Annotated in this window: 15 protein-coding genes and 1 other RNA gene; 4 read left to right on the top strand and 12 right to left on the bottom strand. The window is 64.6% G+C overall.

Annotated elements, in window-relative coordinates; translation table 11 throughout:
* Positions 1–23 precede the first annotated feature (23 nt).
* The 4 genes from ACK8CP_RS14035 to def all read right to left on the bottom strand — a co-directional run bounded on the left by ACK8CP_RS14035 (position 24) and on the right by def (position 3,300).
* On the bottom strand, positions 24–902 hold the full coding sequence (locus tag ACK8CP_RS14035) for a LysR family transcriptional regulator (RefSeq protein WP_414832227.1): 879 nt from the start codon (positions 900–902) through the stop codon (positions 24–26).
* 114 nt (positions 903–1,016) lie between these two features.
* Positions 1,017–1,769: a tRNA pseudouridine(38-40) synthase TruA gene (gene truA / locus ACK8CP_RS14030; protein WP_414832226.1), complete on the bottom strand. Its 753-nt coding sequence runs from the start codon at positions 1,767–1,769 to the stop codon at positions 1,017–1,019.
* A 37-nt stretch (positions 1,770–1,806) separates the two neighbouring features.
* Entirely contained in the window at positions 1,807–2,736 is a 930-nt protein-coding gene (fmt, locus tag ACK8CP_RS14025; RefSeq protein ID WP_414832225.1) for a methionyl-tRNA formyltransferase, read from the bottom strand.
* Between the two features lie 30 nt (positions 2,737–2,766).
* Positions 2,767–3,300, bottom strand: coding sequence for a peptide deformylase (def, locus tag ACK8CP_RS14020; protein WP_414832224.1), 534 nt, complete (start codon positions 3,298–3,300; stop codon positions 2,767–2,769).
* Positions 3,301–3,386: 86 nt separating this feature from the next.
* On the opposite strand from def, the gene ACK8CP_RS14015 reads away from it, so the two are divergent.
* Together ACK8CP_RS14015 and ACK8CP_RS14010 are read left to right on the top strand one after the other, a co-directional pair.
* Entirely contained in the window at positions 3,387–4,559 is a 1,173-nt protein-coding gene (locus ACK8CP_RS14015) for a DNA recombination protein RmuC (RefSeq protein WP_414832223.1), read from the top strand.
* Between the two features lie 259 nt (positions 4,560–4,818).
* Positions 4,819–5,526 (top strand): hypothetical protein, encoded by a 708-nt coding sequence (locus ACK8CP_RS14010; RefSeq protein WP_414832222.1) that lies wholly within the window; start codon positions 4,819–4,821, stop codon positions 5,524–5,526.
* A 112-nt stretch (positions 5,527–5,638) separates the two neighbouring features.
* On the opposite strand, the gene ACK8CP_RS14005 is transcribed toward ACK8CP_RS14010, so the two are convergent.
* The 6 genes from ACK8CP_RS14005 to ACK8CP_RS13980 form a co-directional block, all read right to left on the bottom strand.
* The gene (locus tag ACK8CP_RS14005) at positions 5,639–6,709 is read right to left on the bottom strand and encodes a D-alanine--D-alanine ligase family protein (RefSeq protein ID WP_414832221.1); all 1,071 of its coding nucleotides are present in this window, start codon (positions 6,707–6,709) and stop codon (positions 5,639–5,641) included.
* Positions 6,710–6,742: 33 nt separating this feature from the next.
* The gene (gene recR / locus ACK8CP_RS14000; RefSeq protein WP_414832220.1) at positions 6,743–7,348 is read right to left on the bottom strand and encodes a recombination mediator RecR; all 606 of its coding nucleotides are present in this window, start codon (positions 7,346–7,348) and stop codon (positions 6,743–6,745) included.
* Between the two features lie 18 nt (positions 7,349–7,366).
* Complete coding sequence (locus ACK8CP_RS13995; RefSeq protein ID WP_234630357.1) at positions 7,367–7,690, bottom strand: YbaB/EbfC family nucleoid-associated protein; 324 nt, start codon at positions 7,688–7,690, stop codon at positions 7,367–7,369.
* A gap of 4 nt (positions 7,691–7,694) precedes the next feature.
* Positions 7,695–9,446: a DNA polymerase III subunit gamma/tau gene (locus tag ACK8CP_RS13990; RefSeq protein WP_414832219.1), complete on the bottom strand. Its 1,752-nt coding sequence runs from the start codon at positions 9,444–9,446 to the stop codon at positions 7,695–7,697.
* Between the two features lie 120 nt (positions 9,447–9,566).
* Positions 9,567–9,662, bottom strand: an RNA gene (gene ffs / locus ACK8CP_RS13985) — signal recognition particle sRNA small type.
* Between the two features lie 99 nt (positions 9,663–9,761).
* Positions 9,762–10,505, bottom strand: a complete 744-nt coding sequence (locus ACK8CP_RS13980) for a pyrimidine 5'-nucleotidase (RefSeq protein WP_234629802.1) — start codon at positions 10,503–10,505, stop codon at positions 9,762–9,764.
* Positions 10,506–10,779: 274 nt separating this feature from the next.
* On the opposite strand from ACK8CP_RS13980, the gene ACK8CP_RS13975 reads away from it, so the two are divergent.
* Positions 10,780–11,268 carry a MarR family winged helix-turn-helix transcriptional regulator gene (locus ACK8CP_RS13975; RefSeq protein WP_414832218.1) on the top strand — a complete coding sequence of 163 codons (489 nt, stop codon included), beginning with the start codon at positions 10,780–10,782 and terminating at the stop codon, positions 11,266–11,268.
* The gene (locus ACK8CP_RS13970) at positions 11,265–11,954 is read left to right on the top strand and encodes a GNAT family N-acetyltransferase (RefSeq protein WP_414832217.1); all 690 of its coding nucleotides are present in this window, start codon (positions 11,265–11,267) and stop codon (positions 11,952–11,954) included. The genes ACK8CP_RS13975 and ACK8CP_RS13970 overlap by 4 nt, the downstream gene beginning before the upstream one ends.
* A gap of 27 nt (positions 11,955–11,981) precedes the next feature.
* Here the strand turns inward: ACK8CP_RS13970 and argB are convergent, their stop codons facing one another.
* Complete coding sequence (argB, locus tag ACK8CP_RS13965) at positions 11,982–12,902, bottom strand: acetylglutamate kinase (protein ID WP_128291983.1); 921 nt, start codon at positions 12,900–12,902, stop codon at positions 11,982–11,984.
* Positions 12,903–12,987: 85 nt separating this feature from the next.
* Entirely contained in the window at positions 12,988–13,698 is a 711-nt protein-coding gene (gene yihA / locus ACK8CP_RS13960) for a ribosome biogenesis GTP-binding protein YihA/YsxC (protein WP_234629799.1), read from the bottom strand.
* Positions 13,699–13,727: the final 29 nt, after the last annotated feature.

Raw genomic sequence — 13,727 nt, 5'->3', positions numbered from 1 at the left:
AAGACGGCTACGATACCCGCCGCCTATCGTTGTGCGAGATCGACAAAGTTCTGCACGGTCGCTTCAAGCGGCTCGTCGCCATGACACAGGCAGAGGGTGAAGCGCGAACCTGGGATATCGAGGGGTCTGTAGACGATTTCCGTGGAGCGGAAGCCGGCCATGCTGGCCGGCACGATAGCGACGCCTGTTTCGACGGCGACGAGTGAGAGAACGCCGTGCATCTGGTGCGCCTCCTGCACCACCTGAGGCACAAACCCCGCGGATGTGCACAGCTCGATGACCCGGTGGTGGAAGCCGCGGCCTTCCGCTGCGGGCCATAGGACAAAGGGCTCGTCCGCCAGATCGGACAAAGAAAGCCCCTTCTTCGTCGCCAAGGCATGCGCCGCGGGCAGGGCGATCGCGAGCCTGTCTTCGTCGAACTCCCTCAGATGCAGTCCGGACGCGTCCGGTAGGGGCGGCAGGAGGATTGCGAGATCGCTCGCTCCCTCGCGCAGGGCCGTGACCTGGTCGGAGGTCGTGGCCTCTTTGAGCTCGATCTGCACCTGCGGGAAGCTGCGCCGGAAGGTTCGCACGGTCTCAGCTAACCGTCCGTACATGGCGCTGCCGACATAGGTCAGGCGAAGCTTACCCACACGTCCGGCTGCTGCATCGCGAGCTGCAGCGATCGCAAGGTCCGCCTGCTTCAGCGTAACCCGGGCATGTTCGAGAAGCGCCCTGCCGGCGGGGGTCAGCCGAACGACGCGATTGCCGCGCTCCAGCAATTGCGCGCCGATCTCGTCCTCCAGCCTGCGAATGGTGGTGGTGAGGGGCGGCTGGGACATATTGAGCCGCTCAGCGGCGCGATGGAAATGGAGTTCCTCCGCAACGGCGATGAACTGGCGCAACTGCCGAAGGTCGATCACGCTTCGCCTCCCTAGGATACGGTCATCATCTGGAACCTTACCGGACGGCATAAGTCAGGCGCTTTGTCGTGTCAGCGAAAGGCCGCAACCGAATTGCACGCCGACGGTCCGGCGTCAGGCGTCGTCGCCTGGATAATCGACCTTCGCCAGATAAAGTCCGTCGGGCGGTGCCAGTGGTCCGCAGCGGCGCCGGTCGCATGCGGCGAGTGCCTCGGCGACGTCGCGCGCCCGCCATTTGCCCTCGCCGACGAGTTTCAGCGTGCCGACGAAGGAACGCACCTGGCTGTGCAGGAAAGAGCGCGCGGAGGTCTCGATCACGATCGTCTCGAGCTCGCGCCGCACGCTGATCCGGTCGAGGGTTTTGACCGGGCTCTTCGCCTGGCATTCGGCCGCCCGGAAGGTGGTGAAATCATGCCGCCCGACGAGCGTCTGCGCCGCCTCGTGCATGCCATCGGCATCAAGCGGCACCGGCACCTGCCAGGCCCGGCCACGCTCCAGAGCGAGCGGCGGGCGCCGGTTGACGATGTGGTAGAGATAATGCCGCTTTTCCGCCGAGAACCGCGCATCGAAATCGTCAGGTACTTGCCTTGCCGCGAGGATCGCGACCGGCGCGGGTCGCAGATGCGCGTTGAGGGCGTCACGCACCGTGTCGTCCGGCCAGTCTTTTTGCAGGTCGCAATGCGCCACCTGGCCGAGCGCATGCACACCCGTATCGGTGCGGCCGGCGCCCCGGATCCGGATCTCTTCACCCGTGAAGGCGCGGATCGCATCTTCGATCGCCGCCTGCACGGAAGGGCCCGTCGTCTGCCGTTGCCAGCCGACGAAAGGGCCGCCATCATATTCGATCAGGAGGCGGTAGCGGGGCATAACGAGGCTCTGCCGAAGGGCGCCGGGGCGTGCTGTCTCACGCGACGAGGATGCGGAAATCGGCTGGCAGGCCGCGCAGTGCCGCCTCGGCATCCATCGCCTGCTTGCCGGCACGCTGCACCTCGACGAGGCGAATGGCACCGTCGCCGCAGGCGATGGTCATCCTGTCGAGGAGCTCGCCTGGTTGGCCCGAGCTTTCGGCTTTTTCCGAGCGCAGCACTTTCACGCGTTCGCGCTTGCCGCCCGCCTCGATCTCAAACCAGGCGCCGGGGAAGGGCGAGAGCCCGCGGATGAGGTTGTGCACCTTACGAGAGGGCTGCGACCAGTCGATCTTCGCTTCACTCTTGTCGATCTTGGAGGCGTAGGTGACGCCGTCTTCGGCCTGAGGGGTGGCTGTCAGCGCCCCCCGCTCCAACGCGCCGAGTGCCCGCACCATCAAATCGGCGCCAAGACGCGCGAGCCGGTCGTGTAGCTGACCCGTCGTCTCGTCGGGGCCGATCGGCGTCTTTTCGGCAAGGCAGACCGGGCCGGTATCGAGACCTTCGTCCATGCGCATGACCATGACGCCAGTTTCCGGATCGCCCGCCATGACGGCGCGCTGGATCGGGGCCGCCCCGCGCCAGCGCGGCAGGAGCGAGCCGTGGAGATTGAGGCAGCCTTCACTCGGCGCGTCCAGGATCGGCTTCGGCAGGATGAGCCCATAGGCGACGACGACGGCGACGTCGGCCTGAAGTGCCGCAAATTCCGCCTGAGCCTCTTCGTTCTTGAGGCTTTTCGGCGTGCGCACCGGAATGCCGAAGCGCTCGGCATGAAGATGCACCGGGCTTTTGCGCTCCGCCATGCCGCGGCCGGCGGGGCGCGGCGGTTGCGTGTAGACGGCTGCGATCTCGTGGCCCTGGCCGACGAGTTCGAGGAAGGTCGGCACGGCGAAATCCGGCGTGCCCATGAAAATCACTTTGAGTGTCATCGCCTGTCCCTTTGCCCCTTCCGGGGACGGCTACATGGCCGAACTGGCGCTGCGTTCTTTCTCGCGCGCCGCCTTGGTGAAACGGCGGATGACCATGTCGCGCTTCAGCTTGGAGAGATAATCGATAAAGAGGACGCCGTTCAGATGGTCGACCTCATGCTGGATGCAGGTGGCGAGAAGACCGTCGGCTTCGAGCTCCTGTTCCTTGCCGTCATAGTCGTGATACGTCACCTTCACCCGGGCGGGGCGCTCCACCTCCGCAAAATATTCCGGGATCGAGAGGCAGCCTTCCTCGTGCACGTTCGGATCGTCGGAGCGCCACACGATCTGCGGATTGACGAGAAACAGAGGCTCGCGCTTGTCCTCTTCGCGGCTGACATCGATGGTGATGACCCGCTTCGGCACGCCGACCTGGATGGCCGCGAGGCCGATGCCGGGCGCCTCGTACATCGTCTCCAGCATGTCGTCGAGGAGCTTCTGGATCGCCTCGCTCATGCCCTCGACGGGGTCGCTGAGCTTGCGCAGGACGGGATCGGGAAGTGTGACGATGTCGAGTTTGGCCATGGCTTTCGCGACTTAGGGTTTCCGGGGGCTGCGGTCAATGTCGCGTGACGGCCGAGTGTACGCGGCGAATCAGCTATGTTCATGAAATGGACTCATGGTCGCCCGTCTTTGCCGATGCACTTGGCCGACTTTCCGACGCCGACCCGCTTGTGCTGTCGGCGGCCGGCTTCGGCGGGCTCGTGCTTCTCGTCGTGCTCATCCTCGCTCTGCGGGCCGGTGCGAAGAACCGTCGTCTGGCTGCCGAGGCGAGCGTGCAGGCGGCGGAGATGCGCGGTGAGCTCTCGGCGCTCCTGAAAACCCAGGCGGAAATGTCGGGGCGCGTGCAGTCGATGGCGGAAATTTTCGGCAGCCGCCAGTCGGAGCTCAACCGGCATCTCTCGGAACGTCTCGACGGGATCGGCCACCGTATCAACCGCTCCGTCGGCGAGGCGGCGCAAAACACCGGCGAAAATCTGCGCCAGCTGCATGAGCGTCTTGCCGTACTCGACCGGGCGCAGAGGAATATCACCGAGCTTGCTGGTCAGGTGACGACCCTGTCGAACATCCTCGGCAACAAGCAGACGCGCGGCGCCTTCGGTCAGGCGCGCATGGAAGCGATCGTCGCCGACGGCCTGCCGAAGGGGGCCTACCAGTTCCAGGCGACGCTGAAATCCGGCGCGCGACCGGATTGCCTCGTCTTCATGCCGAACGGCGTGCCGCCGCTCGTCGTCGACGCCAAGTTCCCGCTTGAAGGCTACAATGCCCTCAAGGATGCGGAGACGGCGGAGGCGAAGAAGGCGGCTCAGGCGCAGTTCCGCACCGATCTCCTGAAGCATATCCGCGACATTCAGGAGCGGTATCTCACTCCCGGCGAGACGCAGGACACGGCCTTCATGTTCGTGCCCTCCGAGACGGTCTTCGCCGAAATCCATGAACGCTTCGAAGAGGTCGTGCAGCGCGCCTACCGGGCGCGCGTCGTCATCGTCTCGCCCTCGCTTCTGATGCTGTCGATCCAGGTGATGCAGGCCGTCCTGCGCGATGCGCGGCTGCGCGAGCAGGCGCATGTCATCCAGGAAGAGGTGATGTCCTTGATGGAGGATCTCGGACGTCTCGACGAGCGTGTCAGAAAGCTTGCCACGCATTTTGGCCAGACGAGCCGCGACATCGAACAGATCCTGATTTCGAGCGACAAACTGCAGAAGCGCGGTGCCCGGATCGAGGGCTTGGGCTTCGGCGAGGAAGCGGAGGAGGAAAAGCTCGCGGCCGGCGGCGAGGGGTAGGTCGTCGCCCCGCGACAGAGTAGCGTCGGCCCCTGCGACAACCCTGAGTGTAGCTGTGAGAGGCTGCAGGCGTCATCTTCTTGCGAGGGCGTGAGCACAGATCCTGTTGACATATGTCAACGGACGACTCATCTTAAGGGGAAGACTATTCCGCAATCTCGCCATCCAAACAAAGAGATCGAGGCTGCGGTCCGCTTTGCGGAAACCCGTGGGTGGCGGCTCGAGAAACGCCAGGGTCATTGCTGGGGACGGCTGTTTTGTGCGTTCGCCGACAGGGAGGGATGCATCGTGTCAGTTTGGTCCACACCGAGGAAACCGCAAAACCACGCCGAGGGGATCAGGCGCGCGGTTCTTCGTTGCCCGCATCAGGCGGTGGAACGCGATGAGGAGACCGATTGTGATGGCTGAGCATGGCTTCACGCTCGTCGCGTCCGGATTGTCTCCCCAAGATGATGATTTCGAGGAACGGCTCTTCGCTGCGGGTTGCGACGACGCAACGGTTTCTTTTTCAAGAGGACGCACCATTCTCGACTTCGCCCGCGAGGGGAAGAACTTTGTCCAGGCGCTCGTCTCCGCCGTGGAGAGCGTCGAAGCCGCAGGGGGGCGCATCGAGCGGATTGAGCCGGATCCGCTTGTGAGTGCGTCCGATATCGCCCGCCGCACCAATCTCACTCGAGCTGCTGTCTCCAACTATGCCAAGGGCGCACGGCTCGGGAACCTGCCGGCCTTTCCGCCCCCGTATGCCCGTGTCTCCGGCGACAATCCGCTTTGGGATTGGGGAGAGGTCGCAGCATGGTTGCACCGATGTCAGAAGCTTGCAGCCCCTGAGGCTTCGGTCGAAGCGCGTCTCATCAGCCTGGCAAACCGGGCTTTGGGGAGTGTCGGGGAAGCCGGCGACCGGTCGCTCAAATATTCATTGATTTGCCTCGCGAAGGACGAGCGCCGGCGTTCGAGCTTGGCTGCTTGAAGGCCAACGCGCCGGACGGCAACTTACTACGGCACGTCTTCCTGGTCGTTACTGCTGCAAAACCGTGTTGAGCCAACTCGCCGGTCAACAATTGGCTGTTTAGCCTTGCTCTTCAGCCTGCGGCCCGTGCGAGGCCGTGTTCCACCAGCCGGTCGATGACCTCCGCGTAGCCGACGCCGCTTGCCGACATCGCCTTGGAATACATGCTGATATCGGTGAAGCCCGGGATGGTGTTGAGCTCGTTGACGAGGATGCGCCCCTCCGCGGTCACGAAGAAGTCGACCCGGGCCATGCCGTCGCAGCCGAGCGCCCGGAACGCCTGTGCGGCAAGGGTGCGGATTTCGGCTTCGAGATGCGGCGGCAAATCCGCAGGGACTTTCAACGCCGCACCAGTCTCGTCGATATATTTGGCGTCGTAGCTGTAGAAGCCGTGGCGTTCCGCCGGCACGATCTCGCCCGGACGCGAGACGAAAAGCTCGCCTTTCGGGTCTTCAAGGACGGCGCATTCGATCTCGCGGCCGGCGATGAATTCCTCGGCGAGAAGCCTCGTGTCGTGGCGAAAGCCTTCCGCAAGAGCCGCGGCAAAGCCTGCTTCGCTCGTCACTTTGCTCACGCCGACCGACGAGCCCTGCCGCGCCGGCTTGACGAAGACGGGAAGTCCGAGCGCGCCTTCGATCTCGGCGAAAGATGGCGCCTCACCCAATGCGATCGTGACCGCACGCGCGACGGGCAGACCGGCCTGCATGAGGAGACGCTTGGCGATGTCCTTGTCGATGGCGGTCGCCGAGCCCAGGATACCGCAGCCGACGAAGGCGACGCCCGCTGTCTCGGCGAGGCCCTGGATGGAGCCGTCTTCGCCGAAGAGGCCGTGAAGGACTGGAAAGAGGATATCGATCGGAGTGATCTCCTGGGCCTGTCCTTCGGGCGAAAGCGCAAGCATGCGGCCTTTGCCGCCAGAAAGAAGAGCGAGTTCTGTCCCCGTCTCGGGTGTCGTCGGGCGGCCGTCTTCGAAACGGCTTTCAAGCCAGCGTCCGTCACGCGTGATGAAGATCGGTACGAGATCGTAAGTCTCGGGGTCGAGTGCCCGCATGACGTTGGTCGCCGACATGATCGAAACATCGTATTCCGCCGACCGGCCGCCGAAAAGGACGGCGATACGCGTGCGTGAGGACGGAGGCGTCATGGTGGCTCCTGCAGGAGGTTTCCGAAAAGGGGGTTAAAACGCCGTCCTTGCCCGCATGGCGGCTGCGAGCGTGCCGTCGTCGAGATAATCGAGCTCGCCGCCGACGGGCACGCCATGGGCGAGCCGGGTCACCTTGACGTGACAGGAGGCGAGCTCGTCGGTGAGGTAATGCGCCGTCGTCTGGCCCTCTACCGTGGCGTTGACGGCGAGGATGATCTCCGTGACTTCGGGCGCTGCCGCACGGCCGAGAAGGCTGTCGATGGCAAGATCGTCCGGGCCGATCCCGTCGAGCGGGGCAAGAACGCCGCCGAGCACATGGTAGCGCGCCTTGGTCGCGGCGGCGCGCTCGAGCGCCCAGAGGTCGCCGACGTCTTCCACCACCACGATGGTGGAAGGATCGCGCGACGGATCGGAACAGACCGAACAGGGGTCACGGCTGTCGATATTGCCGCAAACGGAGCACACCTTTGCCGCCTCTGCCGCCTCGCGTGCCGCATTGGCGAGCGGCACGAGCAGCGTCTCTTTCTTTTTGATGAGCGCAAGCGCGGCGCGCCGAGCCGAACGCGGCCCGAGCCCCGGCAGGCGGGAGAGGGCCTGGATCAGTTTCTCGATCTCCGGCCCGACAGTGGAAACGGCCATGATGTCTCGCGTGGAATCCTAGAACGGCAGCTTCATGCCCGGAGGCAGAGGCAGACCGGAGGTGAGCTCCGACATTTTCTCCTGCGTCGCCTGGTCGGCCTTGCCACGGGCGTCGGCCACGGCAGCGACGACGAGGTCTTCCAGGATCTCTGTCTCGTCCTCTTTCATGAGCGAGGGGTCGATCTTGATGGATTTGAGCGTGCCCTTGCCGTCGACCACGACGGAGACGAGCCCTCCGCCGGAAGAGCCGGCGACCTCCATCGCGGCCACCTCCTCCTGCAGCTCCTGCATCTTTCCCTGAAGCTCTTTGGCTTGCTTCATCATGCCCATGAGATCGCGCATGGTGTCAGTCATCCTCTCTTGATGGGTCGGGCGTCTCACCCGCCTCGTCGTCATCAGTGTCGTCGTCTTCGGGGCGCGAGCGTACGGCGACGATCTCTGCACCCGGAAAGCGTTCCAGAACCTTCTGCACGATCGGATCGGCTTCCGCCTCTGCCATCAGCCGTGCATCTTCGGCCTGCTTCACTTCGCGCAGGGTTTGCGCGCCGCTTGTCTGGCTGACGATGACGACCCAGCGCTGGCCGGTCCATTCCGAAAGGGCAGCCGAAAGCCGTTGTGGCAGATCCGCAAGGGCGCCCTCGTCGAGCGCGATCTCCACCCGCCCGTCCTCGACCTTGACCGGCCGCACGAAGCGTTCGAGCGCGTTGACGAGGCGGATATCACGCCGGGCGCGGCCTTCGGCAACGATGTCGGCGAAACTCTGCAGCCGCGGTCCGGCCTGGCTTTGCGCCGCGCGGGGTGCCGCGGCCGGCTGGTGACGTGGCTCCGGGTGGGATCGCGCCCCGCCATTGCCGGACTGCACGAGCCGCGCCTGCGGCGGGGGAGGTGGTGCGGCGCCGCCGCCATCGGGGCGCCCCGCAGCACTGCCGGATCGGTCCTGCTCGTCGGCGAGCGCTTTGAGCGCCTCTTCCGGGGTCGGCAGATTGGCGGCGTGGCAGAGGCGCACGATCACCATGTCGGCCGCCTGTTCGGGATGGGCCGCAAGCTGTGCTTCCTGGATGCCTTTCAGGAGGATCTGCCAGGCGCGCGAGAGGATCGAGACCGCGAGTGTTCCCGCGAGCGCTTCCCCCCGCACCCGCTCCGTCTCGGAAATGGCGCTCGAAGGCGCCGTCCCCGGCGCGAGCTTGGAGACGGTCACGTAATGGCAGAATTCCGCAAGATCGGTGAGGACGGTCACCGGGTCGGCGCCGCGCTCGTGCTGCAGCCGCAATTCGGCGAGCGCCGAGGCGGTATCGCCCTTCATCACCTCTTCGAAGAGGTCGACGATACGGGCACGATCCGCCAGACCCAGCATGTCGTGCACCGTCTCGGCGCCGACCCGGCCGGCGCCATGGGCGACCGCCTGGTCGAGGATGGAAAGCGCATCGCGCACAGAGCCTTCGGCTGCGCGTGCCACCATGCGGAGCGCCTCGGCCTCGACCTCGAAGCCTTCCTTGCCGGCGATGGAATTGAGATGCGTGATGAGTTCGGCGGCATCGACGCGCTTCAGGTCGAAGCGCTGGCAGCGCGACAGCACCGTCACCGGCACTTTGCGAATTTCGGTCGTGGCAAAGATGAACTTCACATGCGGCGGCGGCTCTTCGAGCGTCTTCAGCAGCCCGTTGAAGGCCGCCTTCGACAGCATGTGGACCTCGTCGATGATGTAGACCTTGTAACGCGCCGAGGTGGGTGCGTAGCGGGCCGAATCGATGATGTCGCGGATGTCGTCGATGCCGGTATGGGAGGCGGCATCCATCTCCATGACGTCCGGATGGCGCCCTTCCATGATGGCGCGGCAATGCACGCCCTCTTCGGAAAACTCCACCGTCGGGGCGCCGTCGCCCTCTTTGGGCTGGTAATTGAGCCCGCGGGCGAGAATCCGCGCCGTGGTGGTTTTGCCGATGCCTCTGACACCCGTCAGCATCCAGGCATGCGGGATGCGTCCGGCCCTGAAAGCGTTTTTCAGGGTGCGCACCATCGCCTCCTGGCCGATCAGATCATCGAAGCCGGAGGGGCGGTATTTGCGGGCGAGAACCTGGTAGCCGGGCGCAGCGCTCATCAGCTTCTTTTAGAGCATGATCGGCTTGGGTTGAATGCCGAACGCAATAAGCGCTCCAAACGATGTTCCCTTTTATGCCGCGCCAACGAAAAGGCCGCCTTGCGTGGCGGCCTGATTGAAGAAGGAGACTGGACGACGACCCGCGCCGAATTCGTTGGGGCTGCTTCCTTCCGGACCTGACCCGATTGGCGAAAGACGCGCCCGTCGCCAGCCTCCCGGCGCCTATATGACGATTTTGCGCCGCGCCTGCAAGGGGAGCGCACGACTTGCGCGATGGGGCGCTTTGTCCGAGGCCGAAGACAGGCGGCGCGGCCGCTAAACGCCGCGTGCCGTGACGATCTCCGAGACGAAGGCCGCGAGGTTGTCGGTGACGAAATCGACATGCTCCGCGCCGTCATGACCCTCCATCTCCCATTCGGCATGGAAGACTTCGCGCGTGCCAGACGGCACGACGAGGACGGTGCGCATGCCGAAATCTTTCGGCACGACGAGGTTGCGCGACAGGTCTTCGAACATGGCCGCCCTGGCGGGGGCGATATCGAAACGCTCAATGAAGCGCCGATAGGTCTCTTCGCGCGGTTTCGGCAGGAGGTCGGCGGCGACGATGTCGAAGATGTCTTCGAAATGATCGGAGAGGCCGAGCTGCGTCGCCGTCTGCTCCGCATGCGCGCGTGAGCCATTGGTGAAGATGAATTTGCGGCCGGGCAGGCGAGCGATCGCCGCTGCGAGTTCCGGGGCCGGGGCGAGCGCCGAGCGGTCGATGTCGTGCACGAATTCCAGGAAGCTGTCGACGTCGACGTCGTGTTCCAGCATCAGCCCGCGCAGCGATGTGCCATGCCGCTCGTAAAATTCTTTCTGGATACGGTGGGCTTCAGCCTCGTCGACATTCAAGAGATTCCGGACATAGCTGCGGATGCGCTCGTCGATCTGCGCGAACAGGTTCGAATCGCGTGGATAGAGGGTATTGTCGAGATCAAAGATCCATGCCTCCACCTCCGCAAAGACGCTGAGATCTTCACGGCTGTGGGGTGCGATGTCTTCTGCTGCAAGTGCGTTCATGCGGTCTGCTTACGCGATTTCGTAAACATGTGCACGGCTTGCTTTGGTGAGGCTGACATGGCTGCGTGGCCACAGCTCCGGGCCTCGTCACCGAAGATTTTCGTGCGAGGCCGTTGCGGAGACCGCGTTCTTTTCTGTCCGCCGGTCCCGGCATCAGGCGCCCGCCAGCCGTTCCGATGACAACGCCGTCCGTCCTGTCCATCCGCTTTTCGGGAGAGGATGGACAGCGATAATATAACAAGATATATAACTGATTATCGAAAAGGAGGATCCATTGCCGGAAGATGTGGTTCGCGCGCTTGGCTTCCTCTGCCTCGGCACCCGCCTGAGGCGCATCGGCGAACGGCTTCAGGCCGACACCGATGCGATCCTGGCAACGAAGGAACTGGCGATTAACGCCAGCAACTATCCCTATCTCGCAAGCCTCGACCGCCTCGGATCGATGACGCTCGGAGACCTGGCCGAGGCCGTCGGTGTCAGCCAGCCGGGCGCGACGCGGGCCGTCAATCAGCTGATTGCCCAGGGCCTCCTCAAGGCCGACGCCTCGCTGGAGGATCGGCGGCGGAAGATCGTCGATCTCACCGATGAGGGCCGGCAGTTGGTGGAAGTCGGCAAGCGCGAGCTCTGGCCGCGCATCGAGGCGGCGGTGGCCGATCTCTGCCAAGGCCTGCGCGGGCCGCTCCTTCAGCAGCTCGCCGCGCTCGAAGACGGTCTCGCCGAGGCGTCGCTTGCCCGCCGTACGGAGGAGAAGTCAGAACGATGAGCCCGATCGAGGAAGACAACCTCCGCCGCCCGATCTGGACGGCGCTCGGCACCCGACATGCCCATCTCGCCGAGGGCAGCGCGGGTGCCCGCCGATATCCGACCGATACCAGCCCCTTCGTTGCGACGCAGGATAATGGCAAGGAGAGCCTCGCCGCGCTGGAGAGGCTCTGCCGTCCGGGCGAGCGGATGGTCTTCCTGCAGCGCGATCCTGTCGCTTTGCCTGAGGGGGTGACGGTCGCCATGGAGGCTGACGGTGTCCAGATGGTGGGCGAGGGGTCTTTTCCGCGGATCGAGGATCCCCGGATCGTTCCGCTCGGACCCGACGATGCAGAGGCGATGCTGGCGCTTGCCGAACTGACGAAACCCGGGCCGTTTTCCTTGAAAGCCCAGAGCCTCGGCAGCTTCTGGGGCGTGAAAGAGAATGGCAGGCTGATCGCCATGGCGGGCGAGCGGCTGAAACTGCCGGGGATGACGGAACTCAGCGGCCTTTGTACACGGCCGGAGGCGCAAGGGCGTGGTCTCGGCCGCTCCCTTCTCGCCTTTGTTGCGGGCGAGATCGTCGCCCGCGGCGAGCGCGTCTTCCTGCATGCCTACGCCTCAAACGAGAACGCGATCCGGCTCTACGAGGCCTGCGGCTTTCGCCTCCGCACCCATATGCATGTCGTCATGGCAGATAAGGCGTAAGGAAAAGCGCGCCCGTCGACCCTGCTCTCAGGCGGTGCGTTCCGGGGCTCCGTCGGGGCGGATGCGCGTTCCGGCGCCGTGCACCGTGAAGAGCTCCAGGAGCACCGAATGCGGCGCCTTGCCATCGACGATCACGACGCTTTCGACGCCCCGTTCCACCGCCTCGATGCAGGTTTCCACCTTCGGGATCATGCCGCCGCTGATGGTGCCGTCGGCGATGAGGGCCCGTGCTTCGGCGACGGTGAGCTCGTCGATCAGCTTGCCCGATTTGTCGAGCACGCCGGAGACGTCGGTAAGGAAGAGGAGCCGCTTGGCTTCGAGCGCGCCGGCGATGGCGCCGGCAAAAGTGTCGGCATTGATGTTATAGGTCTCGCCGTCGCGGCCAGGCGCCACCGGGGCAATGACCGGGATCATCTCAGAACGCGCAAGAAGGTCGAGCAGCGTCCGGTCGACCTCCACCGGCTCACCGACGAAGCCGAGATCGACCACCTTCTCGATATTGGAATCGGGATCGACGACGGTGCGCTTCAGCTTTTCGGCGAAGACCATATTGCCGTCCTTGCCGCAAAGCCCGATCGCCCATTCGCCCTGCGCGTTGATGAGCGCGACGATCTCTTTGTTGATCGACCCGGCCAGCACCATCTCGACCACTTCGACGGTTTTGCGGTCGGTCACCCGCAGGCCGCCCTTGAATTCCGAGACGATGCCCATCTTTTCAAGCATGCCGCCGATTTGCGGTCCGCCGCCATGGACGACGATCGGGTTGACTCCGGATTGCTTCAAGAGAGCGATATCGCGGGCGAAGGCCGTGGCGAGATGCTGATCGCCCATGGCATGCCCGCCATATTTGACGACCACCGTTCGCCCCTCGTAGCGCTGCATATAAGGCAGGGCCTCGGAAAGAAGTCTCGCCTGATCGTATGCTTCGCTCTTGGTGGCTTCGCTCATCGATGGCTCCGAAGATCAAGGGCCGGAAGGCGTCTATAACGCGTGGCCGAGGAAGAGGATCTGGAGGGCGTCGGCAACCGGCGCTTCAGGGCGCGGTGTCTAGCAAGTCTCGCTCGCCTTGCCAATCAATGAGCGCAGCGGCGGCCGTGCGGACGCCTTCAAGGCCGCTATCCTTGAAGCTCGACGTGGCCAGAATCTCCGGAAAAGCGGCGGGGCGCTTGCGGATCGCTTCCGCGGTCGCCTCGATCAGGCGCTTGAGCTCGCCGGGTTTCGGCTTGTCGGCCTTCGTCAGGACGATCTGGTAGGTGACGGCCGCCGTATCGAGTTCCTTCATCACGGTGAGATCGGCCGCTTTGAGCCCGTGGCGAGCGTCGACGAGAAGAAAGACGCGCCGGAGCGTCGCCCGTCCCTTCAGGTAGTCGTGGATGAGCTTCGTCCAGTCCTCGACCTTGTCCTTCGGCGCCTTGGCAAAGCCATAGCCGGGCATGTCGACGAGGGCGATGAGAGGTTCCTCGCCGCTGTCGCCTGGACGATCTGGGACGAAGAAATTGAGCGCCTGCGTGCGCCCCGGCGTCTTGGAGGTGCGGGCGAGGTCCTTCTGGCGCGTCAGCGCATTGATCAGGCTCGACTTGCCGACATTCGAGCGGCCGGCGAAGGCGATCTCGACGGGGCCTTCTGGAGGAAGCGCCGCGAGGTTGGGCGCGGAGGCGACATAACGCCAGGGAGAACCCCAGGGATTGGCCTGCCGGCTGCTCCGCTCGCTGTCACTTTGGCCCTCAGGCGGCTCATGCGGCATGGCTTGATCTCACCTGTTCGGGGAGCGGC

It is taken from the genome of Afifella sp. YEN Y35 (assembly GCF_047553465.1).
Lineage (GTDB): Bacteria > Pseudomonadota > Alphaproteobacteria > Rhizobiales > Afifellaceae > Afifella > Afifella aestuarii.
This window is presented reverse-complemented; position numbering and strand designations above follow the sequence as displayed.